We start from the raw sequence: 25,712 nt of genomic DNA, 5'->3' as shown, positions 1-25,712 counted from the left end.
CAGTGACAAGAGGGCATTCGGATTTCCAGATTTATTCATAGCAGTATTTGCCCTACAGTCAAGCTTGTTTCCGGGACTTTCAAAACAATGGCTTTTCTTTTATCAGGGATCAGGGAGGAGGGCCGGCTGGATAGCCAGCCTTTGGGGCAGAGGAGGGGGGGGGGGTGATCAGGGTGCGGAGGCATGAATCTACTATGAATCTACTTTTTCCAGGGGACAGGTAGAGGTTATGCTATTTGGATTAAATGGATTTTTCTTGCTAACCTGACCTCTACGATTTGAGTATCGCTTTGATTTCCGCCAAGGTTATAACGAGCTAAATCCTTCGGGTCAACGCAGGTTTTTACCGTTCGACGCGCCAGCCAGTTTTTTGAGAAGCGCCTTACAGGATTTTTGCGCTGATTCAAGCATGGTATAGAGATCGAGGAGATTGATGACGATATATTGGCCGCAATCCGGGCAGGAAAGTCTCGGTTCATACTTCAGCCGCAAGATCGTCTCTTCATGCTGATTCGAGCAGTGAGGGCAGACGATTATTATTGATTCGGAGTCCAGATCGGATGGCATTGCACTTCCTTATGGTCAGATTGGTACTCGTTTCGAATGGCTGGAACATTGGACGAATTGCGAGGAGCGTCAAATGGGGTGCTCGGAGTTCCTGGCAAATAGAAGGAGGACTCGAACATCTGGCTGTGAACCTTTGCTCGTGCGCTTCCTCCTATTTGTTCTTAAAGATACCGTCAATATCTGAGAGGATCAAGATTCCCGTTAGTGACGATGTGGGACATAGCTTAAGTCAGAAAAAGATGCTCAAAAAGCGGTTGAAAAGAAAAGGGAACGGGGATTAGGATCGGGCTTGGCACCATAGATAATGTCTCAAACAATTGATCGAACCTGATCTGGGGAGAATCAATCCTTCAATCCACCTTTCTGGAGCTTACAATGATAATCAAACATTGCTTCGAGGTCCGCAGTCTCATTCTTGCCACAACACTGCTTATCGGCCTCGGTTTCGTCACGCATGCCACCGCCGAACAGCATTCATTCCTTATTGATCTTGACAGCAAGCAAGTAACCAGCCTCGGGAGCCTGGGAGGAGGGAACACTATTGCTATAGACATCAATGATGCCGGACAGGTGGTCGGCAGTTCGAAAACCGCTTCAGGCGAGACTCATGCCTTTCTAACCGGACCGAACGGGATGGGGATGAGTAGAGTGGGCATGACCACCGACCCCTTGTTAAGCTCCTATAGCGGGGCTGTCGGAATCAACAATGCTGGACAGGTTATCGGGAATTACCCATCCATCCACGTCCGATCCAGAAGGCTTTTTTACCTGGGCTCATTCTTTCGTTACTGGTCCCAATGGCGTGGGTACAACCTACCTCGGATTTCAAGCCAGCGGAATTAACGATAGGGGGACAGTAGTGGGATGGGATTTCCCTGCGGAGCCTTTTTCACCCATTAATCCAGCTGTAGTAATTCAATCTGGCGTGGGAGTAGCATATCGATACACTGGATTGCTTGGACCATTTGATAATAACGATATGTTTCTGGCTATTAATAACTCAGAACAAATTGTGGGAGCGGCATCCGGACATGCTGTTCTCGGCTTCTCCGATACCCCCTCGGGATTCTGGACTGACATAGGGGCTCTGGCTGGAAATTACTATAGCGCGGCTGTGGGGATTAATGAGGCAGGACAGGTAATAGGTTCTTCCGACGGTAACGGGGTTTCCCATGCTTTCATAACCAATGCGAGTGCCACGGAACTGACCGATCTCGGCACACTAGGAGGCCTTGGCAGCGAACCTCTTGCAATTAACGATATAGGACAGGTAGTGGGGTGGGCCAATACGGAGAATGGAACTCAACACGCGTTTATTACCGGTCCCCAACGGAGAAGGCATGACAGACCTCAATTCACTGGTTGATATGCCACCCGGCGAGGTTCTACTCCGAGCCACTGCTATCAATAACGCTGGGCAAGTCCTCGCAATCGGACTCATCCCCGAGCCTGAGATTTATGCGCTCTTTCTTGCAGGCCTTGGTCTAATCGGATTTATGGCGCGCGAAAGACGATGGAGGTAGGAACCTTTGGCTTATAGCCTCCTGTGCCGTTAAATAGTTACCCCTGAAATACGTCTCTAGTCCTTATAGATACCAGGATTTAGGGATATACAAGAGCTGATGGAATTGCCAGGATTGAAGTTTTTACCCCATGATGGAGCGCATATGAGGACCTGTTTCGCATGCGTTTGAAGCAGATGCTGGATCAACGCCACAGTCTGTAGGGAGTGGCAGGCAAGATCGAATGGAAAGCGGCGGAGGCACGCTTTGGTGGACTTAATACAGAGGAAGATTCTAGGTTCAGGACCTATTAATTTTGGGATTCACGGAAGTGAAGAGATGTGATTCACTTATGGCAGGAGGTGTTGCCATGAGTGATCTTTTTATGCTGTCAAAGAAACAATTCGATTGCATAAAGCCTTATTTTCCATTGTCGCATGGGGTGCCGCGTGTGGACGATTTGCGGGTGATCAGTGGATTATTTACGTGATAAAGAATGGCCTGCAATGGAAGGACGCTCCCAAAGGCTACGGCCCGCACAAGACGCTCTACAATCGCTTTGTGCGCTGGAGCAAGATGGGCATATTCAACCGCATTTTTGCGGAACTGGGTGGCAAAGCCGGAACACCTGATCAGCTAATGATTGACGCCACGCATCTCAAGGCGCACCGTACGGCAGCCAGCCTTTTAAAAAAGGGGATGTTCCCCTCCATATCAGTCGCACGAAGGGCGGCTTGAATTCAAAACTCCATGCCGTGCGACGGCCGGTGGTGCCGGGAGGGGGAATCGAACCCCCATGACCTCGCGGTCGCGGGATTTTGAGTCCCGTGCGTCTACCAATTCCGCCATCCCGGCAAAGCTTTTCCTGTTCTTTTTCAGGAGGGGCATTATCACTGAAAACCCCATTTGCGGCAACCCGTAGCGCGATTCCTCCTGCCGGTATAATACGCGCGATGAAAATTCAGGACTTCGACTTCGACCTTCCCCCTGAACTGATTGCGCAGTTTCCAGCCGAGAAGCGGGGCAATAGCCGGCTGTTGCATCTCGACGCTGCAAGCGGCGCATTGCAGGATAGGGTGTTTGCCGACCTCCCGTCTTATTTGCGCGCCGGTGACGTGGTTGTTTTTAACGATACCCGCGTCATCAAGGCGCGCCTGTATGGCGTGAGAGATACCGGCGGCAGGGTAGAGGTATTGGTGGAGCGCGTGCTGGACAGGCAGCGCGTGCTGGCTGCTATTCGCGCCAGTCATTCACCGAAACCAGGATCGAAGCTTTTCCTTGCCGACGCGATCGAGGTTACTGTCCTGTCCCGGGAGCACGATTTTTATACCCTGCAATTCGGGCACGAGGGTACGGTCATCGAGTTGCTGGAACGTTACGGCAATCTGCCGCTGCCTCCTTATATATCGCGCCCAGTGGAAAAATCTGACGAGCTGCGGTATCAGACCATTTATGCGACTCGACCTGGCGCTGTGGCGGCTCCGACCGCAGGCCTGCATTTCGATAAGCCCATGCTGGAGTTGTTACGGAAAATGGGGGTGGTGATGGCGCATGTGACGCTGCATGTGGGGTCCGGCACTTTCCAGCCGGTCCGGGTGGAAAATATTGTCGATCACAGAATGCACAGCGAAATTTTTGATGTCTCTGCGGAAACCGTAGAATGCATCAGGAATGCGAAAGCCGAAGGTGGGCGGGTGCTGGCAGTCGGCACCACATCGCTCAGGGCGCTGGAAGCCGCGGCAGCATCAGCGGGAGGGCGAGCGGAACGCGATAATGGGGAAGATGGCGCTCAGATAAAATGCGGAGCGGGCGAAACCGATATTTTCATTACGCCGGGTTATCAATTCCGGGTGGTGGATTGCCTGCTGACCAACTTTCATTTGCCGCGGTCGACCTTGTTAATGCTCGTGTCCGCGTTCGGCGGGGTCGAAAATATCCGACGGGCGTATCGATATGCGATAGAGGAACGCTATCGCTTCTTCAGCTTTGGTGACGCGATGCTGATCGAAAAGTCGTAGAGGGTATAGAGGGAACTGCTTTACTCAGTAGCGTGATCCATGAAATTTCAATTACATCGAACTGACGGCCTGGCCCGTCGCGGCACCTTGTCGCTCACACACGGCGTGGTGGAAACGCCCGCTTTCATGCCCGTGGGTACCTATGGTGCGGTAAAAACAATGTCACCAGCAGATTTGCAAGCCATCAACGCACATATCGTCCTTGGCAATACCTTCCACTTGTGGCTGCGCCCGGGCCTCGAAGTCATCGAAGCGCATGGTGGATTGCACCGGTTCATGGGGTGGGACGGCCCCATACTGACCGATTCCGGCGGGTTCCAGGTATTCAGCCTCGGCGTCCTGAGAAAAATCACCGAGCAGGGGGTGAAGTTCAAGTCTCCCGTCAACGGTGACACGTGCTTTCTTACGCCCGAGGAATCGATGCGTATCCAGCATGTGCTCAATTCTGACATCGTCATGATATTCGATGAATGCACGCCTTATCCGGCGGATGAGCAGGCGGTGGGCCAATCCATGGAATTGAGCATGCGCTGGGCGAAGCGCTCAAGGCAGGCGCATGATGAAGGTGGAAACCGCAACGCGCTGTTCGGTATCGTGCAGGGGGGGATGTACGAAAATCTGCGCGATGAATCCCTGGCGGGGTTGCTGGACATCGGCTTCGATGGCTATGCAATCGGAGGGCTTTCAGTGGGAGAGCCCAAGGCCGACATGCGGCGCATTCTCAGACATACCGCGCCCCGGCTGCCAGCGGAGAAGCCCCGGTACCTCATGGGTGTAGGCACTCCCGCTGATATCGTGGATGCGGTGGTGCAAGGTGTAGACATGTTCGATTGCGTGCTGCCGACCCGCAATGCGCGCAATGGATGGTTGTATACGCGAGCAGGAGTCATCAAGCTGCGCAACAGCCAGTATCGCCTCGATACCCGTCCGGCGGACGACCACTGCACCTGCTATACTTGCCGGCATTTCAGCCGCGCTTATCTGCATCATTTGCAGCGAACCGGCGAAATTCTGGGTGCGCGTCTCAACACGCTGCATAACCTGTATTATTATCAGCAGTTGATGGGCGAAATCCGCACTGCAATCGAAAACGGGCAGTTCCAGGAATATGCGCAAGCATTTCAAGCACAAACGGCATCGTGATAAAATCATGTTCTTTTTATCCCATTACCGGAGAATGCCATGTTGATTAGTGCAGCCTACGCTCAGGCCACCGCACCCGCCGTACCGCCCGGAGCCGATTTTATGAGTCTGCTCCCGCTGATCGCCATATTCGTCGTGTTTTACCTGCTGCTGATTCGTCCCCAGGCGAAGCGCGCCAAGGAACAGAAGCTGATGATCGAGGCGTTGCAAAAAGGCGACGAAGTGGCAACTGCGGCGGGCGTGCTGGGCCGGGTGGCCAGGATCAGCGGAAATTACATCGTCCTGCAGGTTGCAGAAAATGTGCAGGTTGTCATACTGAAGTCGTCTGTTCAAACCCTGCTCCCCAAGGGAACATTGAACACCATCGAAAAAGAATAATTGAAACTATTGTAAACACTGTACGACGCGGGCGTTTCGCCCCTTCTCCTCCTCTGTCTACTCCGAAAACATGAACCGCTATCCTGCCTGGAAATACCTCCTTATCGCGGTTTCGATACTGCTTGGCCTGCTCTATACCCTGCCGAATTTCTATGGAGAATCGCCGGCGGTGCAGATTTCGCCACTGAGGACTACAGCCAAGGCCGATACCGGGTTGCTGAATCGCGTTGAAGAAGCGCTCAAGGAAGCCAACCTGCCAACCAGCGGCATGTTTCTGGAGGGGGGCAGCATCAAGGTGCGCTTTACCGATACCGATACTCAGATCAAGGCCAGGGACACGCTCCAATCGCTGCTGGGCAACGGCTACATGGTGGCACTGAATCTCCTGCCCAATTCTCCCCAATGGCTGGCCAGGGTGGGCGCACTGCCGATGTATCTTGGGCTCGATCTCCGCGGCGGTGTCCATTTCCTGCTGGAGGTGGATATGAAGGGCGCTCTCTCCAAAGCCCTTGATCGCTTCGGTTCCGATATCCGCGGCAGTCTGCGGGAGAAAAAAATTCCCTATGCGGGCCTTGACAAGCGCGGCTCGCTGATCATCGTCAAATTCCGCAATGCGGAATCGCGCGCGCAGGCAGAGGCGGAAATCAAAAAGAACTACCCTGACCTGGATTTGCGGGAAGAGAATGTCGGCACCGAGTTCCATCTGGCGGCCACATTGAGGCCGGAGGCGCAGAAGCGCATCCAGGATGCCGCCGTACAGCAGAACATCACCACCCTGCGCAATCGTGTCAACGAGCTTGGCGTGGCCGAGCCTATCATTCAGCAGGCCGGGGCGGACCGGGTGGTGGTGCAACTGCCCGGTGTGCAGGATACCGCCAAAGCCAAGGATATTCTGGGACGCACGGCCACGCTCGAAGTTCGCATGGTTGACGAGGAACACGACCTCAGTGCCGCCTTGAGGGGACAGATTCCCTTTGGCTCGGAGCTGTACAACGAACGCGGAGGCGGCCCGCTGCTGGTAAAAAAACAGGTAGTGCTGACGGGTGACCGGATCAACGATGCGCAGCCGGGCTTCGACAACAATAACCAGCCAGCGGTCCACCTCAACCTGGACAACAGCGGAGCCCGCATCTTCCAGCAGCTTACCCGCGATAACGTGGGCAAGCGCATGGCCATTCTGCTGATCGAGAAAAACCAGGCTGAAGTGGTCACCGCGCCGGTGATCCGGGAAGAAATCGGCGGTGGAAGGGTGCAGATCAGTGGTCGCATGACTTCCGAGGAAGCAAGGGATGTGGCGTTGCTGCTGCGCGCAGGGGCGCTGGCTGCTCCCATGGATATCGTCGAGGAGCGAACCGTGGGTCCGAGCCTGGGCGCGGAAAACATCGAGAGCGGATTTGATTCGACCCTTTATGGTTTCGCGATGATTGCCGTTTTCATGACAATCTATTATCTGGTGTTCGGCTTCATCTCGGTGCTGGCACTCGGCGTCAACCTGTTGCTGCTGGTCGGTCTTCTTTCGATTCTGCAGGCAACGCTCACACTGCCCGGCATGGCTGCTATTGCGCTTACCCTGGGGATGGCCATCGACGCCAACGTACTGATCAACGAACGCATACGGGACGAACTGAGGAAGGGCATGGCGCCGCAGGCTGCGATAAACGCCGGTTATGAGCGCGCCTGGGCGACCATTCTCGATTCCAACATCACTACCCTGATTGCAGGAATCGCTTTGTTTGCGTTCGGGTCGGGGCCGATAAAGGGGTTTGCGGTAGTGCTGTGCCTGGGGATACTGACTTCCATGTTCAGCGCGGTGATGGTCTCGCGCGGCTTCGTCAATCTGGTATATGGCAACCGCCGCAAGCTGGAACGGGTTTCCATCGGGCAGGTGTGGAAGCCTGTGACCAACAAGCGTTGACAGCGGAAAAAGCGTACCTTTTGAGAGAATAAGGGCCATCAATGGAATTTTTCAGGTTCAAGCGCGACATCCCTTTCATGAGTTGGGGGAAATACACGACGACCATTTCCCTGGTTACTTTTATCGTAGCCGTTTTTTTTCTCGTTACCAAGGGGTTGAATCTGGGGGTCGATTTTACCGGCGGAACGGTCATGGAAGTCAGTTACACCCAACCGGCAGATCTCAACCGCATCCGGGGTACCTTGATCAAACTCGGAATGGCTGACGCCAGCGTGCAGAATTTTGGCACCTCCCGGGATGTGTTGATACGCCTGCCAGCCAAGGCCGACATGTCGAGCGCAAAACTTTCCGAGACGGTGATCGCCGCGTTGCGCGCGGATGATGAGGCGGCGGAGTTGCGCCGAGTAGAGTTTGTGGGCCCCCAGGTAGGCAAGGAACTGGTGGAAAACGGCGCACTGGCCTTGCTGATTGTGTCGCTGGGGATCGTTGCTTATCTCGCCATCCGGTTCGAGTGGAAATTCGGCGTTTCCGGCATCATCGCCAACCTGCATGACGTCGTGATTATCCTGGGATTTTTCGCATTCTTCCAATGGGAGTTTTCACTCACGGTTCTTGCCGCCATACTCGCGATTCTGGGGTATTCGGTAAACGAATCGGTGGTGGTATTCGACCGGATACGGGAGAATTTCCGCAAAATGCGCAGGGCGTCCGTGTCGCAAGTCATCGATAACGCCATAACCCGCACCATGTCGCGTACCATCATCACGCATGGCAGCACCCAGATGGTCGTGGTATCGATGCTGCTTTTCGGCGGAGAATCACTGCATTACTTCGCTCTGGCGCTCACCATCGGCATTCTGTTCGGCATTTATTCCTCTGTGCTGGTCGCAAGCCCCCTTCTCATGCTGTTGGGTGTTTCGCGCAAGGATATTGTCAAACCCGAAAAGAAACCCGAACCGGAAGCAGTACCTTGAACCGGAATCCATAAATCAAAACCCAGGCTTTTCCCTCTCGGGGGCCTTTCATATCCATTTCAGGCTCATTTTGGAAATTATTGCCACCTTTATCGACATCATCCTCCACCTGGATAAACACCTGATCTGGCTGGTGGAGAATTATGGCAGTTGGGTTTATCTCATACTGTTCCTGATAATTTTTTGTGAAACAGGCCTGGTGGTGACTCCGTTCCTGCCAGGGGACTCGCTGCTGTTTGTCGCGGGCGCCATCGCAGCTACAGGCGCGATGGAGGTAACCGGGCTGGCGGCGCTGCTCATGCTGGCGGCATTCTGCGGAGATAATACGAATTATTGGATCGGGCGCTATTTCGGCCCGAGAATATTCAAGCGGACTGACTCGCGCTTGTTGAATCGCGCCCATCTGGAAAAAACCGAGGCCTTTTATGCCAGGCATGGTGGAAAGACCATAATCTTTGCACGTTTTCTGCCTATCATCCGTACCTTTGCGCCGTTTGTCGCAGGTATCGGACGAATGGTTTATCCTCGTTTCATGGCTTACAGCGCCTTCGGCAGCGTTTTCTGGATCAGTTTTTTCGTGTTCGGGGGTTTCTTCTTCGGCAATGTGCCGATAGTAAAGAATAATCTGACTTTCTTCATTTTCGGCATCATTATCATTTCGGTTCTTCCCGGGTTGATCCAGTTCATGAGAGGCTGGCTCGGAAATCGCGCCACAGCCCGCGCCCGCTAGAGCGACTATGAACCTCGTCATTCCGGGCCTGACTCGAATCCAGCAAACCGGAATACAGCCAAACCAATAATGGGCGTACTTTGAACGTCACTGGATACCGGCTTCCGCCGGTATGACGTTTGTACTGTTTGCCCACGGAATTAATAGCCGACGCTTTTGTCAGTCGCGGATGTCTCTCCTTGCGATAAAGCGATAGCCTCTTCATCCCTGCCGGAGTCTTTCTTATTCGCAAAGCCAGAGTCCGTCCATCCCTGTAGATTGGCAAGGGTAATGTCGCCCAGCGCGTGTATCCAGTCATCGCGTTCATTCAGGCAGGGAATGTAGTGGAACTGATGACCTCCGGCCTGGATAAAAATGGTCTTCCCCTCCATGGCGATTTCTTCGAGCGTTTCAAGACAGTCGGAGACGAAACCGGGGCAGACGACATCGATACGCCGTATCCCTTGCCTGCCTAGCTGCTCCAGGGTGTCAGCCGTGTAGGGCCTCAGCCATTCCGCCCTGCCAAAGCGGGACTGAAAGCAGATCTGATACTGGCTTGCATCCAGTTCCAGCGCTTCTGCCAGTAAGAGGCCCGTTTTCCGACATTCATCCTGGTAAGGGTCCCCTTTGTCTACGGACGAGCGGGGTATCCCATGAAAGCTCATTACGAGCTTATCCGGCCTGCCTGCTTTTGCCCAGTGGTCGCTCACGTTGTTTGCGAGCGCAGCGATATATCCTGGATGATCGTGGTAGTGTTTCACCATGCGCACAGCAGGGATATTACGCAGCTTTGCCAGTTGCGTGAATACCTCGTCGAATGCTGAAGCAGTGCTGCTGGCAGCGTATTGGGGATAGAGCGGCAGTACGAGCAGCTGGTCACAACCCTGTTTCCGGAAGCGTTCCAGCATTTCCACTACCGACGGGCTGCCTATGCTCATTGCATATTGCACGACAGGCGCGGCGGCAGGGTGGAGGCGCTTTGCCAGAAAGTCCTGGAGCAGCCGGGTCTGGCGGGCAGTGTGAACCTTGAGTGGCGACCCCTCCGGCATCCACACCTGCGCATACTTTTCCGCCGATTTTTTCGGTCTGGTATTGAGTATGATGCCGTTGAGGATGGGCCACCACAGCCACTGCGGCAATTCTATAACGCGCGGATTACTGAGGAACTGCTTGAGATAAGGGCGTAGCGCTTCTGGAGTGGGCGCCTCCGGCGTGCCGAGATTGATCAGCAGGACTCCGGTCTGGCTAGGCGCGCCCTGATGGGAAGCAGGCTCGGGGGAAATCAAGGCGGGATGATTCCGGAGATTCCCTAATGCAGGGACAATGCGCTCGACAGCAGTCTTGCCGTCATATCCACGACAGGAATGACACGTTCGTAAGCCATCCGGGTGGGGCCGATGACGGCAACCGTACCGACCATTTTTCCATCCACCCTGTAAGGCGCTGTAACAACGCTGAATTCATCCATGGTGACGACCCCGCACTCTTCTCCGATAAAGATTTGCACACCTTCCGCCTTGCGGCTGAATTCCAGCAATTGCAGCAACGCCGTCTTGCGTTCGAACAGATCGAACAGCTTTTTCAGGCTTGCCATATTGCTGGATAAATCCTGGACGTCCAGAAGCTTGCGTTCACCAGCCACTATTACGGCCTCGCTGTTTTCCCTGATTGCCGCGTCGCCTGCATCGATGGCGGCGGTCATCAGCGAGGTCATGTCCTGGCGCAATTGCTTCAGCTCACTTTGCAGACGGGTGCGGATCTCGTCGATGGCGCAACCGGCATAATTGCGGTTGATGAAATTCGCCGCCTCCGTCAGTTCAGACTGGCTGTAATTCCTGTCGGTGAAAAGCACGCGATTTTGAACGTCTCCTTCCGGAGTGACAATAATGAGCAAAACACGTTTTTCCGACAGCGACATAAATTCTATATAACGGAATATGGCGCTGTTACGCTTGGGGCTGACTACCACCCCGGCAAAGCGGGTGAGTTCGGCCAGCAATTGCGAGGCGGAGCTGATCAACCGCGAGGGATTGTCCGGATGGAGCTGATCCTCCAATTGATGAATCTGGATGACGTCCAGAGGTTTGACCACCAGCAGCGTATCCACAAAAAAACGGTAGCCCTGATGAGTAGGTATACGGCCGGCAGAGGCGTGCGGGCTGGCAACCAGGCCCATTTCCTCGAGATCCGCCATTACGTTTCGAATCGTGGCCGCGCTGAGATCCAGCCCGGAAAATTTTGAGAGCGAGCGCGATCCCACCGGCTGGCCTTCGCTTATATAGCGTTCCACCAAGGTCTTAAGCAAAATCTGTGCGCGTTTATTCAGCATTCGGATATTCTACACCAGGATTTCATTTTCGGCCTTTCTGTTCCTGCGAAAAGGAATCGTACCTCATCTTTTGATCTTCAATCGGGTGAAAAGATTCCATAAGGATTTTCGGCGTGAGCCGGGCAGAGTCAGACGGGAAGGGCAAGCCTCCCATGGGGAACCCTTTGTCACCTTCCTGCCGATATGGTTTAATCTCGACAGGAGAAGAGCCATTTCGCGGCTCGCAGGTAGCAGAAGTAGCTAAGGGTATTAAAGGTATTTATTCAATAGAATGAGTTCTTCCTTCCAGACAGTAGCGCTGATAGGCAAGCACAAGAATCCGGGCGTCGTAACACCGCTGTCGAGTTTGGCGCGCTATCTGCAAAGCCGGAACCTGACTGTGCTGCTCGATAACCTTACTGCCGCAAGCATGGGTGAGGACAGCTATCCGGCTGTCGCCATGGAAGAGATCGGCAGGCGTGCCGACCTCGCAATCGTCCTGGGCGGAGACGGTACCATGCTCAATATCGCGCGGAAGCTTGCGCCCTTCAATGTGCCGCTGGTCGGCATCAATCAGGGGCGCCTCGGCTTTCTTACGGATCTGTCCATTGATACCATGCAGCAGGTGCTTGGCGCCATACTCGAAGGTCAATATATTACGGAGCAGCGCATGCTGCTCTATGCGGAGGTGGCGCGCAGCAATGTCACCACCTTTGGCGGGCTGGCGCTGAACGACGTGGCTGTCAACCGGGGAATTGGCGGCAATATGATCGAATTTGAAGTGCGCATCAACGACGAATATGTTTGTTTGCTGCGTTCCGACGGCCTGATTGTTGCCACGCCAACCGGTTCGACGGCGTATGCATTGTCAGCGGGAGGCCCTATACTTCATCCGAGCCTCGATCTGGTTGCACTGGTGCCGGTCAGTCCGCATACTCTGAGCAATCGTCCGATCGTTGTCGGACCGGATGCGGTGGTGGAAATCCTGATGCAGCGTACAGCGGTTGCACGTGTTCATTTTGACAGTCATTCCCATTTCGACCTGGAGGAAAACGACAAGGTGATGGTTCGGCGCTCGCCCCATAGGGTAACGTTGCTGCATCCCTCCGACCACAGCTACTACCGCATGTTGCGGGAGAAACTGGGTTGGAGCGGCCTCCCCAGAAACCCGACCTGAACGCTGTGGAGTTTCTATGTTGAAGTTTCTTGCCATTCGCGATTTTGTCATCGTTGATCGGATAGACCTGGAATTTGCTCCCGGTTTTACCGTCCTTACCGGGGAAACCGGCGCTGGCAAATCCATTCTGATTGATGCACTCTCACTCGTGCTGGGGGAGCGGAGTGATGCGAGTGCGGTTCGTAACGGCTGCGAGCGGGCGGAAATCAGCGCGGAATTCGAGGTGGAGGACCTGCCCGACGTGATTGCCTGGCTGCATGAAAACGGATTCGAAAACCAGGAAGAAGAGGGTGTCTGCCTGTTGCGCAGATTGGTGGATGCAGGTGGCCGCTCGCGCAGTTTCATTAATGGAAATTCCGCTACTTTACAGCAATTGCGGGCGATTGGAGAAAGTCTGGTGGACATTCAGGGGCAGCACGTTCATCAGTCCATGTTGCGCAGTGAAGTGCAGCGCGAACTGCTCGATTCTTATGCCGGGAGCAAGCCGCTGGCCAGGCAAGTGGCGGAAGCTTACCGCCGGTGGCAGGCAGCGCGGCAGCAGCGCGAGGCATGGGAGCAGAATGCAGCAGCTTTCGCCCGTGAACGGGAAGAACTGGAGTGGCAGGTAAGCGAGCTTTCTACCTTGAATTTCTCGAATGATGAATGGGAAAGCCTGCAGGCCGAACACAGCCGCTTGTCCAATGCCGCCAGCCTGCTGGAGACGGCTCAGGCAGGGCTCGAAGCACTGTCGGAGGGTGAGTTCGCAGTCCTCTCGCAGATCAACTCGGTAATTTCACGGTTACATCAGATGGTGGACTACGATCAGAGCCTGAAAGCGGTTCTCGATTTACTTGAACCGGGTCAGATCCAGTTGCAGGAAGCCGTGTATGAGCTTGGCCGCTACCAGCAGCGGCTGGAACTGGATCCGCAGCGCTTGTCGCAAGTCGAGGAACGGTTGGCGGAGATTCATGCCGCAGCGAGGAAGTATCGAGTGGCGCCGGAAGAGCTGCCTGAACTGTTGAAAGGCTTTACCGAACGGCTGCAAGCATTGGGGAACAAGGGAGATGTGGAATCCCTGGCAAGGGAGGAAGCCGCTGCGGGCAGTGAATATAGTGAACTTGCAAAAAAATTGACTATTGAGAGGTCAACCGCCGCCAGTACCTTAAGTCAACAGGTTACCGCCGCAATGCAAACGCTGGCAATGGCTGGCGGTGAATTTTCGTTGGCGTTGCTGCCTCTTGAGCAGGGAACGGCACACGGCATGGAACAGATCGAGTTTCAGGTTGCGGCCCACAAGACTCTGCCATTGCGTCCGCTCGCAAAGGTCGCGTCGGGAGGCGAACTATCGCGCATCGGTCTGGCAATCAGCGTGATTACTGCCAAGCTCGGTACGGTTCCCACCTTGATCTTTGACGAGGTAGACGTGGGGATCGGCGGGCGGGTGGCAGAAATCGTGGGTACCCTGCTGAAAAGGCTGGGCAGGGAGCGGCAGGTGTTGTGCATTACTCATCTGGCGCAAGTCGCATCGGCCGGAGATCATCAATGGCGGGTGAGCAAATCAGCTGATTCTGCGAGTGGAGGAAAAGTGACAAGCCGTATCGTTGCGCTTGACAGGCAGGAGCGGGTCGAGGAAATTGCGCGCATGCTCGGCGGGACGAAAATTACAGATACGACTCGTAGTCATGCTGCGGAGATGCTGCTTTCCGCCGGGGAAGCAGACGGCACTGATCAATCACCGATGCATCCAACCATATAACAGAACGTCATTTTTTCAATTTGTCTCGTGCCTGAATAATGTGAGGGTTTGCGGTAGCGAGGTGTGCGAGGCGAATGGTGCTGGGGCAGGATACCGGCCTCAGCTTGCCACTACTGTTTTCAGGCTTTGCAGTATGAGGGAACCCAACTGCGCTGAATTATATGTGCAGGCAATTGATTAAAATCAAAGGTAATACCGTCCTTGATCATCCGGTTAACATTGAGCAACTGCCTGATTTCAGGAATATCATTAAAAAACAGCCTATAAAACGGCTCAAGCAATCCTTTCGATATTTTCATACCTATCGGCCCGATAAAATTTCTGCGCTGCCCTACATGGGCTACCTCATCAATGGTAATTTCATCCAACAGCTCTTTTAGCCGCTGACAGACTTCGGGTTCCTCAGCCAATACCTCGTCGAACAGTCGGTATAAATGGCAATAAAAAGTTACCCCCATCAATTCAGTCACAAAAGCGGGAGGGGCCATCAAAAGTTCCGGAAATTTTGGAAACTGCTCGTAAATCTTTTCCTTGATCGGATTCAAAGGTACCCATTCCACCTTATCGAGACCGCAGGTACGCAACATTTCGTCAAAAAGCCGTATGTGGCAGAACTCTTCCGCTAAATGCACCCGGCTGATCTTATTTTCCACCGTGTATGAAGATGCCATGGCGGGAACGGCATTCCAGGCCGCCTTTATTCCTACCCATTCGTGTCTTGCGAATTTGTAGATGCATGTCAACATTAGCGTCGTGCGATCCAGGGAAGAAGGATCATCCTGCATCTCGACATAATTACGATAAAAGGCTTCAGGATTGGGAAGCGGCCGGCGCAAGTGGACCGGATGATCCTGAAAATGCTTGAGTCTGGCGCGCTTTTTTTCCAGGTCTTTGTCATCCTCGAAAAATTGCCCGCCATGTTGCTGGGTAAATTCCCAATAGCTATCAAAGTTTTCCCGTCTTTGCTGCTTCGTTGCGGGAGAAAAAATGGAGAGGTATTTTGCTGATGCCATAGGCTTCGGGGCTCCGGTTAGTGGCGTGAGGATCATGCAGGCTTGCTTATAACAAAATAAAATGAATGGAATGTGACTGGCGCCGGAATGCCCGATAAGGCAATGGAGCGGGTGCTCCCTTGGAGTCCCAGTATGTCATGGGCATCTGGGAAGCGGAGTTTTTTTGCGGGAAAAATTGTTTCAGCGGTTCCTTAGATTACTCGTGCGACTCGGCCAATGCCATAAACTCGGCACGCTGCGCCGCATTCGTTTTCAGATCGCCCAGCATGGCCGACGTTACCGTTTCTTCCCCGGCAACGGCAATCCCCCTCGATTCCATGCACATGTGGCGGCAGCGGAGAATGACGCCGACCGCCTTCGGTTGCAGGTGCTCCAGCAGGGATTGTGCAACCTGCTGAGTCAGGCGTTCCTGGACCTGCAGGCGAGCGGCAAAACAATTGACCAGTCGGGTCAATTTGGACAATCCGACGATATGGCCGCTCGGTAGATACCCGATGGTTGCATGGCCAAAAAAGGGGGCTAGGTGGTGTTCGCAGTGCGAGTAAACGGGTATCTGTCTCACCACGATCAATTCGTCGTAGCTTTCACCGCCATCCGCGAACGTCTTGAGGATCGCCGCCGGATCCTGCTTGTACCCGCGCGTCCAGTGAGCCCACGCGCGTGCCACGCGCCCCGGCGTCTCGCGCAGACCCTGCCGGCTGGGGTCTTCGCCGAGGGAGCGCAACAGCCGCTGCCAATCGCCGATCCCGAATTCTGAATCACTTGAGTCCATGTTCACCCTGCCTTTATCTATCGAGAGGGGATATGTATAAGCCAGATATCGGTCCCATATCACTGTCAGCAAATCCAGTTGAGTGCCCTGCAAGTGCCGGAAGATCCAGTCACGGGGTCTGGATTCACGTCAGAAATCGATACCGAAACGTTGAACCCGCGTTGCAACACGTTTTCATGATAGCACAAGGCGAATTGATAACTGTTCAGTATTTTGAATAATGGATATACTTCAGCCCAAGCAGCGTCAGACCAAAGAACATGAAGATAGCCACCTGGAACGTAAATTCTCTTAAAGTTCGCCTTCCGCAGGTTCTGGAATGGCTGGCATTGAATCAGCCGGACGTGCTGTGCCTCCAGGAGACCAAGCTGCAGGATGAGCACTTCCCCGTAAACGAGATTGCGGCTGCGGGCTATCAGACGATCTATTCCGGCCAGAAAACATACAATGGCGTCGCGCTGCTCAGCAGGCAGCCTGTGAGCGAAGTCATTACCGGCATGCCCGGCTTTGAGGATCCGCAAAAGCGTCTTCTCGGTGGCGTTCACGACGACGTTTGCATCGTTTGCATTTATGTTCCCAATGGGGAGCACGTTACGTCCGAGAAGTATCAATACAAGTTGAGATGGCTTGCAGCGCTGCGGGAATGGCTGCGCGAGATGTTGAGCAGGCACCGGAAGCTGGTGGTACTGGGGGATTTCAATATCGCTCCGGAAGACTGCGATGTACACGACAGCAAGTTATGGGAAGGAAAAGTCCTGTTCAGCGAACTGGAGCGCGCGGCCTTCCGGGAAGTGCTGGATCTCGGCTTTATTGACAGCTTCCGCCTGTTCGATCAGCCTGAGAAATCATTTACCTGGTGGGATTATCGAATGATGGCTTTCCGCCGCAACATGGGTTTGCGGATAGATCACATTCTGCTGAGCCGCGAGCTTGTGAGCATGTGCACGGCTTGTGTCATAGATAAGGCTACGCGCAGGCTGGAGCGGCCCTCCGATCATGCGCCCGTGATAGTGGAGCTTGGCGGGATCGCGCAGGAAAAGGAAAGAAGGGCGGGATCAGAAGCTCTCATCCGCGTCTCGGCAAACGAGGCATGAGAAGCGCCAGCTACAGCTTTTCGCGGATCATCTTCGATGAGAAGGGGAAGGCTGACTGGTCAGGCGGCGTCAGGCAGCGTGAGGCAGCAACGCGCACTAGAGCATTTTTGATTTAAGTAGTTACATGTATTAAACTACCTCAGGTCAATCATGAGAGAGGTGGGATATGCGTGCGTATTCGCAGGATTTGAGGGATCGGGTGCTGCGCGCCCTGGAGCGGGCAGAGCGTCCGAGCGATATCTCCCGGCGTTTCGAAGTGAGTCGGATGTGGGTGTATGAGGTGCGACGGCGATGGGAAGAGCAGGGCTGTCGAAGCAGCCTGCCGATGGGTGGTCACCGCCGGTCGTGCATCGCCCATCTGGAAGGCACGATCCGTGGCTGGATCGAGAATGAGCCGGATTTGACGCTGGCCGAACTGTGTGAACGCCTGCAAGGCGAAGGGATCATGATCAAGTCGCCGGCGCTGTGGCACCAGTTGGACAGGTGGGGACTGAGCTTTAAAAAAAACTCTGCACGCCAGCGAGCAGCATCGCGAGGACGTGCAGCAGGCACGCCGTGACTGGCAGGACCAGCAGCCAAAGTGGGATATGGGAAGGCTGGTGTTTCTGGATGAGACGTGGATCACGACCAGTATGACCCGGTTGCGTGGTCGTGCCCCGCGCGGCACACGTTGTCTGGCTTATGCGCCTTGTGGCCATTGGAAGACGACCACTTTCATCGCTGGCCTGCGCCACGATGCGGTGAGCGCCCCGATGGTGGTCGATGGTCCGATCGATGGAGCGCTTTTCCTGGCATGGGTTCGTGACTTTCTTTGTCCCACCTTGCGTCCGGGCGACATCGTCATTGCCGACAACCTGTCCTGCCATAAGGTGTCCGGTGTCGAACAGGCTTTGACGGCTGTGGGAGCATCCCTGTGCTACCTGCCGCCTTATTCCCCTGACCTCAATCCGATCGAGAAACTCTTCGCCAAACTCAAAGCCATGCTGCGCAAAGCATCAAAGCGCACCGTCGATGCGCTCTGGAAGGAATTGGGCAAACTCCTCGATACCACCTCACCTCAGGAGTGTCAGAACTACTTCGAGGCCTGCGGATACGTCAACATGTAAAGCGAAAATGCTCTAGCGAATTGTACGGGGCTCGATCAGACCCATGGAAAGCGCACGCGATATGGCTTGCTGGCGATTGACAACGCCCAGTTTCTGGACGGCATTCTGCAGGTGAAAAGTTACTGTCCGTTCCGAAATCTTGACGATGTTGGCGATTTCCCATCCGGTTTTACCCTCGGCGGCCCATAGTAGACATTCCTGTTCCCTTTCCGTCAGGTTGGTCTTCTTCACGGGTAGCGGACCTTTACTGAGGACAATGCGCTGCACCGCCTCATGCAGATAGCAGGTTAACAGTTGTGCTTTACCCATTGTGGCGAGAATGTCATTCTGCGCCTCACGCGACTCCCTGGAGGTAGCCAGGCTCAACATGGCGGCTTCGCCGCGTCCGCCATGAACCGAAAAACTCGCTCCGCTGACCAGCCCGCAATCCTTGGCCTCGTTTCTTACACGCGTCTCTATGCGCCCCTTGAAAATCTCTTTCTTCCATACGATCGGAATAGACGTTCTGGCGCAATGCGAAACCGTAGGATCGAAATTGGCATAACCTTCTTTGTCATAATGTTTACGCCACTCCTCCGGATAACAACTGAGGATGAAGCGATAAGGACGGGTAAGAGAAGTGTTCACCTGAACACCATACAGAAAATGCTCGAATCCCATTGCGCGGGCAATGGTTGTGGTAGCGCTGTGCAATTCGTCCACCGAATCGCAATTCATCAATGATTCGAATAAGGTCAAGTTATCCATGATTTCCCTCTCATGATACTTCGCGTTACAGGCTGAGATATTGCATGTGAAGCCTTTACCAAACGTTCCCGCTCATCCTGCCCACGGCATTCCCGCTATCGGGTCTGCCAACGCTTCCATCCACGGTTATCTCTGCTCTTTCCCGTCTAATGGCAAATGGAATCGGGTCGGAGAAAATGCTTCCCTATAGCGTAAATCATCTTAACGTATCCTGATTTGACAATAATAATAGTATAGGGCGACTCTCGTTTCCGAATTATGACAATTATCTATGCTGAACGCTTGCCTTATTGACCTTCGCCGTCAGGGCGAGGACTCTTTCAGGAACTTTCAGGAATATTGTGGCAGAAAATCGGTATTTTATTTGCGGGCAGGTTAAGACATTATGCGCGATATCGGCTTTTTCGAAAGGAGGAAAAGAGGGCAAAAAGAGGCACATTTCGGCGTATTCCCTGTCACTTTCCATAAACCAGGAGGGGCCTGGGCCTGCGCCAGAATTTCCGCGAATCGCTGCGCGTCGCCGTGAAACTTTTGTCGCTGCTCTCACCAGGCGCCGTTAGCCTTATCTCATCGAATTGTCCGCGCTTGAACATCCTCCATAGCGGATCAAACCACCGTCGCTCCATTTCTTTGATGCTTTCGCGCCAGCCGTACGCGTCCCGATATTGAGCTCTTCCCTGCAATTCATCCAGCACCACCAGATGCCTGCCTGTCCTGACAGAGGTCTCCCACACCGTTGCGTCAACAGGAAGCGGGGCGTGATCGATATTACACGCTGAGGCCAGCGAAACTGCAAGAACCTCGTTGCTCCAGACATGCGTATACGGCGAAACTAGCGATTCAGGCAGCGTCCCCCCTCCCCAGAACCAGACGCTGTTGATCGCAAGCTCTCCACGCGCCTCGCGAGTCTGATTCAGAGGGTGCTCGTGCAGCAACATCTGAACTTCATTGATCAGGCTGCGCCAGAAGGTATTGTTCGCGCCGAAGGGCAGCTTGTTCCGGATATCCCGATTTACAGCTTCACTGAGTAAATGGGTATGCGGCAAGGTCGGTTCCAGCAGGCGAAGATACCAGCGGTCCGGTCTTAGCGGGAAGAGGTTTATCCCCTGATTTACGGCGAAATGGCGATTCAGCAGCCCAGTGAACTGCTTGGCTTCTTCCAGTGAAATGTGAAAAACATGGCTGTCGGCCAACAGGATATGGTCGCGCTCAAGGCGTAAATGCACCGGATCGGCACGGATCCAGTGATTTTTTTCCGTTTTTATCGCTTCTCCGTCCTCTCCGCTATCGGCTTGCAGGGTAATGGGTGCAACCGGCCAATCCTGCTGTTTTGCGACGCCGAAAGCGCGGCAAAGCCACGCCTCTATCCCCTCCGATTTATCTTCCGTGACGGAACATTTTGCCAGCAGGCTCTCCAGACCGGGCAGGGGTAGATCGCGGTAGATTTCAGGAAACGCTGGGTCCGGCCAGAAGAGCGCCGGTACCAGCAAATGCAGATTCATTATTCAGGCAATTCAGGGCAACTTAGGCGGATAATTTGACATCCTCGCCCACCTGAAGGAAGGCGATTCCTACGGCGCTAAACAAGAGTGAATTCCTGCATAGCCGCTTCGGTGGGTTCCTGGGCTGAGTGCCTTACTGCGCTGCTCATATCTCCACAGGCGTTACTTCCCGCCTGCCCGGCGGTAGGTCTTGCGACGCCCCCATTGTATGACGACTTCGCCGTCTGCGCTATCTTTCCCCGACAAAGTTCGACGGCTTCGCCTGAAGGTTGCTTCGCAACCGGATCACCTGGACGAGGTTTGCCGCGCATTCCGATCAAGAAGGAAAGGCCAAATCAGGAACCGCACGTTCAACCTGAACGCCTAGCCGCCAGCAATCATCATGCGATCTATGAGCAATGAACCGCATTGCTTGGAACCGCGCACGATTACATCGTTCCCTACTGCGGAGATGCCAGGCAGCATGTCTTTCAGATTTCCTGCAATCGTTATTTCCTCAACCGGATAGCGGATTTCTCCGTCTTCCACCCAGTATCCCGCTGCCCCTCTGGAGTAATCACCGGTAACGTTGTTTACACCGTGGCCGAGTAACTCGGTCACGAGCACGCCTTTACCCATTTTCCTGAGCAGTTCGGCAAAAGTCACTCCGGCACCATTGTCCAGGACCAGGTTATGATTGCCACCCGCATTTCCGGTTGTGACAAGCCCCAGTTTGCGGGCGGAGTAGCTGCCGAGAAAGTAGCCTTGTACCATCCCATTTTCCACTATGCTACGGTCACGGGTCGCTACCCCTTCATTATCGAAAGGTCCGCTGCCCAGACCTTTTTTCAGATGCGGCCGTTCGCGTATCTGGATGTCCGGCGCAAATACCTGCCTGCCGATACTGTCGAGGAGAAATGAGGACTTGCGGTAAAGACTGCCCCCGCTCACTGCTCCGACGAAATGCCCGATCAGGCTGGGTGCAATCGGAGCCTCGAACAGGACGGGAACTTCGCAGGTAGCGATTTTCTTCGCGCCCAGGCGCCCGACACTACGTGTTCCGGCTTTCTTCCCGACCGCATCGGCATGCTCCAGGTCGGAAGCATCACGCGCCACGCTGTACCAATAGTCGCGCTGCATGCTGTCATCGTGGCTCGCAATCATCGCACAGCTGATACTGTGGCGGGAAGAAGGATAGCCGCCCATGAATCCCAGGCTGTTTGCGTAGACAAACTGCGATTCGCCCAGCGAGATACTGGCTCCTTCGGAATTGGTAATGCGCTTATCGACTGCAAATGCGGCCGCTTCGCAGGTTTGCGCCAGTTCTATTGCCTGCTCGACCGGCAAGTCCCAGGGGAAATACAATTCGAGATTGGGAAATTCGCGCGCCAGCAAGTCGGGATCGGCCAGGCCCGCACAATCGTCGGCGGCTGTATGTCGGGCAATCGAGAGCGCCGCCGTGACCGTATCGCTTATCGCCTGCGGCGAAAAATCCGAGGTGCTGGCATGACCGCGCTTCTGCCCGACGTAAACTGTTACTGACAGTCCCTTGTCGCGGTTGTACTCTATCGTTTCCACCTGCCGCCGCCGCACTGTGACATTCTGACCAAAACCATCCGAAACATCGGTTTCGCAGGCGCTGGCGCCCCCTTTGCGCGCATGGTTCAGGACATCCTGCGCGATTTGCTGAAGCACTGAAAACGAATAGGAAAAACGTTGTGAAGGCATGGCGTTATCATTCATAGGCGGCGACTTCAGGGAATTCAGGGAGTTCAGGGGTTATAGGGATTATATTGAGTAGCTATCCTGTACTGCAACTTGTCCAGGAGCCGGGAGGGCAGCCCATGAGGAGTCGGATGATGTGTCAGTGGCGTATGATAGCAGTTTATTAATTTGGGAAGCGCCTTGGAAGAGAATCTGGCAGATAATTCAGAACGGGAAGCGCGGCCGAGCAAGACCAAACGCAAGAAGGAAATGCACGCGCTCCAGGATATAGGCGAATCGCTCGTTCAACTCGATTCAAGGCGTCTGATCGAACTCGGTCTGTCGGACACCTTGATGGAGGCTGTACTGGAGGCGAAGCGCATACGCAAGCATGGCGCCCTCCGCCGGCAGATGCAGCTTATCGGCAAACTGATGCGCGATGTCGATGCAGAATCCATTCGGAAGAAGCTCGATCTATGGGGAAATTTAAGCGCCGAAAGTACGGCACGCCTGCATCAGTTGGAACGCTGGCGCGAGCGCCTGATGGCGGACGAGCAGATGCAGGCCCTCAATGAACTGGGGCAGAGATACCCCACCGCGGATTTGCAGCAGTTGCGCGCACTCGCGCGCAACGCTGTGAAGGAGAAGCTCGCAAACAAAGCCCCTAAAAGCTTTCGCGCATTATTCCAGGAATTGCAGAAGATCATTCCTGCTACAAACGAAAGACGTAGTGAAGGAATCGACTGATCGCAGATGCAACTTTCCGGGGACGGCGTGACAGATATTTTCGGAACTAGAATTTGATCCCCGTACCCACCAGGCGGGATGAGCTTATCTTGTAAGCAAATTCCGCCGGTTCAAGGCTATCCCGCTCGTGCCCCGCTACTTCGGCCTGAGGGTACATGAAAAATGGCAGTTCACCCAGGACGCTGTCTCGCGCCAGCCTGATATCCCGGCTGTGGTTGAATGCCACCCAGTTCATTTCCCATGAGCCGAAGAGTTTTTCGCGTAATTCGACCACTCGCGGGTGTTCAATGGGGAGCCCTTCATCCAGCGCAAGTTGACGCACATCCGCGGGATCCACAGGCACCCAGCCAAGACCGGCCAGATAAAATTCAGGACGGCAGTGCTGGGCTGTGGTGATATCTTCTGCCTGGCCAAGCGTTTTGTGCGCCACCGATTCGTCGATGCGGATGCCATAGTTATCTCTTGCGGGGATGCCCACCGCGCGCGCCAGTCCTACAAACAACGCGTTCAGATCGGCGCACTTGCCGCCAAGATGACCGCTTTCCAGCATGGCTTTGATGTTACCCCGGCCGCAGCCGCGTGTGGCCGGGTCGCGATAGGAATTTTCGACTACCCAATCATATATCGCGCGCGCTTTCTGCAACTGCGATTGGGCTTTGGCCTCCTTGGTAATGGATAGCGCAGTTTTGCGGACGATGCCGTCCAGTGGAATAAATCTGGTGGACTGCAGATAACGCTTCACGTCCGCGGGAAACGCGCTCGATTTACCTTCCCTATAGCGCTCCAGGTTGACAGCGCGGTCCGATGTTTTGATCACGCTGCTCACCGTTACACTGCGGGGACCGCCACGGTTCCATTCAGCGTAAAACATGGGCGAGGTTGTTCCAGGAACGTTCTCGAATCTGGCCGTGCTTGCGGTCCCGCTCCAGACACTTCCCTGGGAAAATTGGTGGGGAGAATCCTCCGTATCCGGCAGCGGTAGCCACAGACGTGCTTTTTTTCCATCCTCCGGAAGATCAATTTTATAAGTTACACGATAAGTGTAGCGTCGCGGCGGAATAACCGGTTGACCAGCCTGCTGGCCGAATACTGATGGCGCGACGGGAAATAATGCGGCACTCACCCCCGCCAGTTTGATAAAATCCCTGCGTTTCATAATCCTCTCCCTGCCATGGCCTTGCATATCAGAATCGAAAAGTACGAATCTAATCCCGTGTCCCACCCAAGTCAACGGGTCGATCTTCATTTTCTCCCATGATTTCCGGTTCCGCTGATCTGCTTCCTTCCATCGAGCTGGAAACAGCTGCTCATCCTGTTCGTACGATCATCTGGATGCATGGCCTGGGGGCCGATGGCAGCGATTTTGCACCCATTGTGGATGAGCTTGCGCTGCCTTCCATCCCAGCTGTCCGTTTCGTGTTTCCCCATGCACCCATGAGACCCGTCAGCATCAACCGGGGAATGGTCATGCGCGCATGGTATGACTATGATATTGCCGATGGAAGCGCGGGGCTTCAGGAGAATATGGCAAGCCTGAGGGAGTCACAGGGGGCCGTCGAAGCCTTGGTGAGCCACGAAATGCAGCGGGGGATCAAGCCGGAGAATATCGTTCTGGCGGGTTTCTCTCAGGGAGGCGTCCTTGCGCTGTTCGCCGGTTTACGCTATCCGGAAAAACTGGCGGGAATCATGGCGCTTTCATGTTATCTGCCAGTATCGCAGATCCTTGCGGAAGAGGCGCACCATGCCAATTTCGCCGTGCCAATCTTCATGGCGCACGGTGTGGTCGACAATGTCATTCCGATAACCCTGGCTGCTGCATCGCGCGAGCAATTGCTTGGATCGGGTTATCCGGTGGAATGGCGCGAGTACGGAATGGCGCACACTGTCTGCAGGGAAGAGATACAGGATATCCGTAACTGGCTGCAACGCGTGCTGGCCTGAGCAGGATTACTTTCCGTAATCCATCCAGGTACAGCAAGTGCAATTGAATGCGGCGTCTCCCGCTTGATCCTCTTGATCTTCGACGGCCAGGTTACCCTCTTCACAAAATTTCAACACGTACCTGAAACATTCTTCACACAGGCTTACTCTATACTGAGTAGCGTAGGGTATCTGCAAGTATTTTAATTGTGACTGGAGGAAGTGCCATGCATGCGTCTATCCAACAACAGGACGCCGACAAACTCCCGGGCCAGGTACCGGGATCGGCATCAGATCAAGGAAGCACAGTGGCGCAACGGATCGCGCATATCGATGATGATCCGGATATTCGGGATACTGTCAGGCGTATTCTGGAAGCAAACGAATATGCAGTCGAAAGCTATCAGACCATGAATGATTTCATGGTGTCGCTATGGAATTCAACCAATCCCCCCGATCTGGCAATTCTCGACGTGATGGTTGAAACAATGGATATAGGTCTGGAAGCCTATGTGGAAATACACAAACGTTTCCCCGAGCTTCACCTGATATTCATGACTTCGCTCGGCGAGGAAATTCGCCCTTATTTCACTGGCCTCTCTGATGAATGGATTCTGATCATGGAAAAACCGGTCGAGCCGATCAGTTTTTTATCGATCATTCATAGCCGGCTGGAGAATAACGAATCCTGAAGCAGAATTT

The 25,712-nt window shown here is 54.3% G+C and carries 27 protein-coding genes, 1 tRNA gene and 1 pseudogene; 18 read left to right on the top strand and 11 right to left on the bottom strand.

What is annotated here, in order from left to right; all coding sequences use genetic code 11:
• Positions 1-330: 330 nt before the first annotated feature.
• Complete coding sequence (locus ACZ5BW_RS12690) at positions 331-567, bottom strand: hypothetical protein (RefSeq protein WP_464574166.1); 237 nt, start codon at positions 565-567, stop codon at positions 331-333.
• 375 nt (positions 568-942) lie between these two features.
• Here ACZ5BW_RS12690 and ACZ5BW_RS12685 point away from each other — a divergent pair, with 375 nt between their 5' ends.
• From ACZ5BW_RS12685 to ACZ5BW_RS12670, 4 genes and pseudogenes are all read left to right on the top strand, one after another.
• On the top strand, positions 943-1,410 hold the full coding sequence (locus tag ACZ5BW_RS12685) for a hypothetical protein (RefSeq protein ID WP_464540491.1): 468 nt from the start codon (positions 943-945) through the stop codon (positions 1,408-1,410).
• A 109-nt stretch (positions 1,411-1,519) separates the two neighbouring features.
• Positions 1,520-1,933 carry a hypothetical protein gene (locus tag ACZ5BW_RS12680; protein ID WP_464540489.1) on the top strand — a complete coding sequence of 138 codons (414 nt, stop codon included), beginning with the start codon at positions 1,520-1,522 and terminating at the stop codon, positions 1,931-1,933.
• Positions 1,863-2,090 (top strand): PEP-CTERM sorting domain-containing protein, encoded by a 228-nt coding sequence (locus ACZ5BW_RS12675; RefSeq protein WP_464540487.1) that lies wholly within the window; start codon positions 1,863-1,865, stop codon positions 2,088-2,090. Before ACZ5BW_RS12680 ends, ACZ5BW_RS12675 begins: the two co-directional genes overlap by 71 nt.
• A 349-nt stretch (positions 2,091-2,439) precedes the next feature.
• A pseudogene (locus tag ACZ5BW_RS12670) lies at positions 2,440-2,827 on the top strand (transposase); the annotation flags it as partial.
• A 10-nt stretch (positions 2,828-2,837) separates the two neighbouring features.
• Here ACZ5BW_RS12670 and ACZ5BW_RS12665 read toward each other — a convergent pair.
• A tRNA-Leu gene (locus tag ACZ5BW_RS12665) sits at positions 2,838-2,924 on the bottom strand.
• A gap of 98 nt (positions 2,925-3,022) precedes the next feature.
• On the opposite strand from ACZ5BW_RS12665, the gene queA reads away from it, so the two are divergent.
• The 6 genes from queA to ACZ5BW_RS12635 all read left to right on the top strand — a co-directional run bounded on the left by queA (position 3,023) and on the right by ACZ5BW_RS12635 (position 9,227).
• The gene (queA, locus tag ACZ5BW_RS12660) at positions 3,023-4,087 is read left to right on the top strand and encodes a tRNA preQ1(34) S-adenosylmethionine ribosyltransferase-isomerase QueA (protein WP_464540485.1); all 1,065 of its coding nucleotides are present in this window, start codon (positions 3,023-3,025) and stop codon (positions 4,085-4,087) included.
• Positions 4,088-4,126: 39 nt separating this feature from the next.
• A complete protein-coding gene (tgt, locus tag ACZ5BW_RS12655) occupies positions 4,127-5,230 on the top strand; it encodes a tRNA guanosine(34) transglycosylase Tgt (protein ID WP_464540483.1) in 1,104 nt (367 codons plus the stop codon).
• Between the two features lie 39 nt (positions 5,231-5,269).
• Positions 5,270-5,608, top strand: coding sequence for a preprotein translocase subunit YajC (yajC, locus tag ACZ5BW_RS12650; RefSeq protein WP_464540481.1), 339 nt, complete (start codon positions 5,270-5,272; stop codon positions 5,606-5,608).
• Positions 5,609-5,678: 70 nt separating this feature from the next.
• Positions 5,679-7,523, top strand: a complete 1,845-nt coding sequence (gene secD, locus ACZ5BW_RS12645) for a protein translocase subunit SecD (RefSeq protein WP_464540479.1) — start codon at positions 5,679-5,681, stop codon at positions 7,521-7,523.
• A gap of 41 nt (positions 7,524-7,564) precedes the next feature.
• Positions 7,565-8,497, top strand: coding sequence for a protein translocase subunit SecF (secF, locus tag ACZ5BW_RS12640; RefSeq protein ID WP_464540477.1), 933 nt, complete (start codon positions 7,565-7,567; stop codon positions 8,495-8,497).
• Positions 8,498-8,567: 70 nt separating this feature from the next.
• Positions 8,568-9,227 carry a DedA family protein gene (locus ACZ5BW_RS12635; protein ID WP_464540475.1) on the top strand — a complete coding sequence of 220 codons (660 nt, stop codon included), beginning with the start codon at positions 8,568-8,570 and terminating at the stop codon, positions 9,225-9,227.
• 140 nt (positions 9,228-9,367) lie between these two features.
• Here ACZ5BW_RS12635 and hemH read toward each other — a convergent pair whose 3' ends face one another.
• Complete coding sequence (gene hemH, locus ACZ5BW_RS12630; RefSeq protein ID WP_464540473.1) at positions 9,368-10,492, bottom strand: ferrochelatase; 1,125 nt, start codon at positions 10,490-10,492, stop codon at positions 9,368-9,370.
• A gap of 23 nt (positions 10,493-10,515) precedes the next feature.
• Complete coding sequence (gene hrcA, locus ACZ5BW_RS12625; protein WP_074975923.1) at positions 10,516-11,535, bottom strand: heat-inducible transcriptional repressor HrcA; 1,020 nt, start codon at positions 11,533-11,535, stop codon at positions 10,516-10,518.
• 271 nt (positions 11,536-11,806) lie between these two features.
• On the opposite strand from hrcA, the gene ACZ5BW_RS12620 reads away from it, so the two are divergent.
• Entirely contained in the window at positions 11,807-12,691 is an 885-nt protein-coding gene (locus ACZ5BW_RS12620) for an NAD kinase (RefSeq protein ID WP_464540471.1), read from the top strand.
• 16 nt (positions 12,692-12,707) lie between these two features.
• Complete coding sequence (recN, locus tag ACZ5BW_RS12615; RefSeq protein WP_464540469.1) at positions 12,708-14,426, top strand: DNA repair protein RecN; 1,719 nt, start codon at positions 12,708-12,710, stop codon at positions 14,424-14,426.
• Positions 14,427-14,545: 119 nt separating this feature from the next.
• On the opposite strand, the gene ACZ5BW_RS12610 is transcribed toward recN, so the two are convergent.
• Positions 14,546-15,439 carry a hypothetical protein gene (locus tag ACZ5BW_RS12610; RefSeq protein ID WP_464540467.1) on the bottom strand — a complete coding sequence of 298 codons (894 nt, stop codon included), beginning with the start codon at positions 15,437-15,439 and terminating at the stop codon, positions 14,546-14,548.
• 196 nt (positions 15,440-15,635) lie between these two features.
• Positions 15,636-16,211 (bottom strand): GTP cyclohydrolase I FolE, encoded by a 576-nt coding sequence (gene folE, locus ACZ5BW_RS12605; RefSeq protein ID WP_464540465.1) that lies wholly within the window; start codon positions 16,209-16,211, stop codon positions 15,636-15,638.
• A gap of 260 nt (positions 16,212-16,471) precedes the next feature.
• Here folE and xth point away from each other — a divergent pair, with 260 nt between their 5' ends.
• The 3 genes from xth (at position 16,472) to ACZ5BW_RS12590 (ending at position 18,411) form a co-directional block, all read left to right on the top strand.
• The gene (gene xth / locus ACZ5BW_RS12600) at positions 16,472-17,305 is read left to right on the top strand and encodes an exodeoxyribonuclease III (protein ID WP_464540463.1); all 834 of its coding nucleotides are present in this window, start codon (positions 16,472-16,474) and stop codon (positions 17,303-17,305) included.
• A 166-nt stretch (positions 17,306-17,471) separates the two neighbouring features.
• Positions 17,472-17,864 carry a helix-turn-helix domain-containing protein gene (locus ACZ5BW_RS12595; protein ID WP_464540461.1) on the top strand — a complete coding sequence of 131 codons (393 nt, stop codon included), beginning with the start codon at positions 17,472-17,474 and terminating at the stop codon, positions 17,862-17,864.
• Positions 17,845-18,411, top strand: coding sequence for an IS630 family transposase (locus tag ACZ5BW_RS12590; RefSeq protein WP_464540459.1), 567 nt, complete (start codon positions 17,845-17,847; stop codon positions 18,409-18,411). Before ACZ5BW_RS12595 ends, ACZ5BW_RS12590 begins: the two co-directional genes overlap by 20 nt.
• A 12-nt stretch (positions 18,412-18,423) precedes the next feature.
• Here the strand turns inward: ACZ5BW_RS12590 and ACZ5BW_RS12585 are convergent, their stop codons facing one another.
• The 4 genes from ACZ5BW_RS12585 to pmbA form a co-directional block, all read right to left on the bottom strand.
• Positions 18,424-19,158: an autoinducer binding domain-containing protein gene (locus tag ACZ5BW_RS12585; protein WP_464540457.1), complete on the bottom strand. Its 735-nt coding sequence runs from the start codon at positions 19,156-19,158 to the stop codon at positions 18,424-18,426.
• A 455-nt stretch (positions 19,159-19,613) separates the two neighbouring features.
• Positions 19,614-20,660: a phosphoglycerate mutase gene (locus ACZ5BW_RS12580; protein WP_464540455.1), complete on the bottom strand. Its 1,047-nt coding sequence runs from the start codon at positions 20,658-20,660 to the stop codon at positions 19,614-19,616.
• Positions 20,661-20,737: 77 nt separating this feature from the next.
• Positions 20,738-20,971, bottom strand: a complete 234-nt coding sequence (locus ACZ5BW_RS12575; protein WP_464574165.1) for a hypothetical protein — start codon at positions 20,969-20,971, stop codon at positions 20,738-20,740.
• A gap of 52 nt (positions 20,972-21,023) precedes the next feature.
• Entirely contained in the window at positions 21,024-22,367 is a 1,344-nt protein-coding gene (gene pmbA, locus ACZ5BW_RS12570; protein WP_464540453.1) for a metalloprotease PmbA, read from the bottom strand.
• A gap of 177 nt (positions 22,368-22,544) precedes the next feature.
• Here pmbA and yjgA point away from each other — a divergent pair, with 177 nt between their 5' ends.
• Positions 22,545-23,090 carry a ribosome biogenesis factor YjgA gene (gene yjgA, locus ACZ5BW_RS12565; RefSeq protein WP_464540451.1) on the top strand — a complete coding sequence of 182 codons (546 nt, stop codon included), beginning with the start codon at positions 22,545-22,547 and terminating at the stop codon, positions 23,088-23,090.
• Between the two features lie 46 nt (positions 23,091-23,136).
• Here the strand turns inward: yjgA and ACZ5BW_RS12560 are convergent, their stop codons facing one another.
• Positions 23,137-24,246, bottom strand: a complete 1,110-nt coding sequence (locus tag ACZ5BW_RS12560) for a transglutaminase-like domain-containing protein (protein ID WP_464540449.1) — start codon at positions 24,244-24,246, stop codon at positions 23,137-23,139.
• 98 nt (positions 24,247-24,344) lie between these two features.
• Here ACZ5BW_RS12560 and ACZ5BW_RS12555 point away from each other — a divergent pair, with 98 nt between their 5' ends.
• Entirely contained in the window at positions 24,345-25,031 is a 687-nt protein-coding gene (locus ACZ5BW_RS12555) for an alpha/beta hydrolase (protein WP_464540447.1), read from the top strand.
• A 206-nt stretch (positions 25,032-25,237) separates the two neighbouring features.
• Positions 25,238-25,702 carry a response regulator gene (locus ACZ5BW_RS12550; RefSeq protein WP_464540445.1) on the top strand — a complete coding sequence of 155 codons (465 nt, stop codon included), beginning with the start codon at positions 25,238-25,240 and terminating at the stop codon, positions 25,700-25,702.
• The last annotated feature ends 10 nt before the right edge of the window (positions 25,703-25,712 follow it).

The sequence above is a fragment of the Nitrosospira sp. TNL300 genome, from assembly GCF_055385915.1.
The sequence above is the reverse complement of the archived record's forward strand: the minus strand, read 5'-3'. Positions and strand labels throughout refer to the sequence as shown.

Coding starts and splice junctions, on each gene's coding strand:
- ACZ5BW_RS12690 (WP_464574166.1), bottom strand. CDS start 567: ATGCCATCCGATCTGGACTCCGAATCAATAATAATCGTCTGCCCTCAC.
- ACZ5BW_RS12685 (WP_464540491.1), top strand. CDS start 943: ATGATAATCAAACATTGCTTCGAGGTCCGCAGTCTCATTCTTGCCACA.
- ACZ5BW_RS12675 (WP_464540487.1), top strand. CDS start 1,863: ATGGAACTCAACACGCGTTTATTACCGGTCCCCAACGGAGAAGGCATG.
- queA (WP_464540485.1), top strand. CDS start 3,023: ATGAAAATTCAGGACTTCGACTTCGACCTTCCCCCTGAACTGATTGCG.
- tgt (WP_464540483.1), top strand. CDS start 4,127: ATGAAATTTCAATTACATCGAACTGACGGCCTGGCCCGTCGCGGCACC.
- yajC (WP_464540481.1), top strand. CDS start 5,270: ATGTTGATTAGTGCAGCCTACGCTCAGGCCACCGCACCCGCCGTACCG.
- secD (WP_464540479.1), top strand. CDS start 5,679: ATGAACCGCTATCCTGCCTGGAAATACCTCCTTATCGCGGTTTCGATA.
- secF (WP_464540477.1), top strand. CDS start 7,565: ATGGAATTTTTCAGGTTCAAGCGCGACATCCCTTTCATGAGTTGGGGG.
- hrcA (WP_074975923.1), bottom strand. CDS start 11,535: ATGCTGAATAAACGCGCACAGATTTTGCTTAAGACCTTGGTGGAACGC.
- ACZ5BW_RS12620 (WP_464540471.1), top strand. CDS start 11,807: ATGAGTTCTTCCTTCCAGACAGTAGCGCTGATAGGCAAGCACAAGAAT.
- recN (WP_464540469.1), top strand. CDS start 12,708: ATGTTGAAGTTTCTTGCCATTCGCGATTTTGTCATCGTTGATCGGATA.
- ACZ5BW_RS12610 (WP_464540467.1), bottom strand. CDS start 15,439: ATGGCATCAGCAAAATACCTCTCCATTTTTTCTCCCGCAACGAAGCAG.
- folE (WP_464540465.1), bottom strand. CDS start 16,211: ATGGACTCAAGTGATTCAGAATTCGGGATCGGCGATTGGCAGCGGCTG.
- xth (WP_464540463.1), top strand. CDS start 16,472: ATGAAGATAGCCACCTGGAACGTAAATTCTCTTAAAGTTCGCCTTCCG.
- ACZ5BW_RS12595 (WP_464540461.1), top strand. CDS start 17,472: ATGCGTGCGTATTCGCAGGATTTGAGGGATCGGGTGCTGCGCGCCCTG.
- ACZ5BW_RS12585 (WP_464540457.1), bottom strand. CDS start 19,158: ATGGATAACTTGACCTTATTCGAATCATTGATGAATTGCGATTCGGTG.
- ACZ5BW_RS12580 (WP_464540455.1), bottom strand. CDS start 20,660: ATGAATCTGCATTTGCTGGTACCGGCGCTCTTCTGGCCGGACCCAGCG.
- ACZ5BW_RS12575 (WP_464574165.1), bottom strand. CDS start 20,971: ATGCGCGGCAAACCTCGTCCAGGTGATCCGGTTGCGAAGCAACCTTCA.
- pmbA (WP_464540453.1), bottom strand. CDS start 22,367: ATGCCTTCACAACGTTTTTCCTATTCGTTTTCAGTGCTTCAGCAAATC.
- ACZ5BW_RS12560 (WP_464540449.1), bottom strand. CDS start 24,246: ATGAAACGCAGGGATTTTATCAAACTGGCGGGGGTGAGTGCCGCATTA.
- ACZ5BW_RS12555 (WP_464540447.1), top strand. CDS start 24,345: ATGATTTCCGGTTCCGCTGATCTGCTTCCTTCCATCGAGCTGGAAACA.
- ACZ5BW_RS12550 (WP_464540445.1), top strand. CDS start 25,238: ATGCATGCGTCTATCCAACAACAGGACGCCGACAAACTCCCGGGCCAG.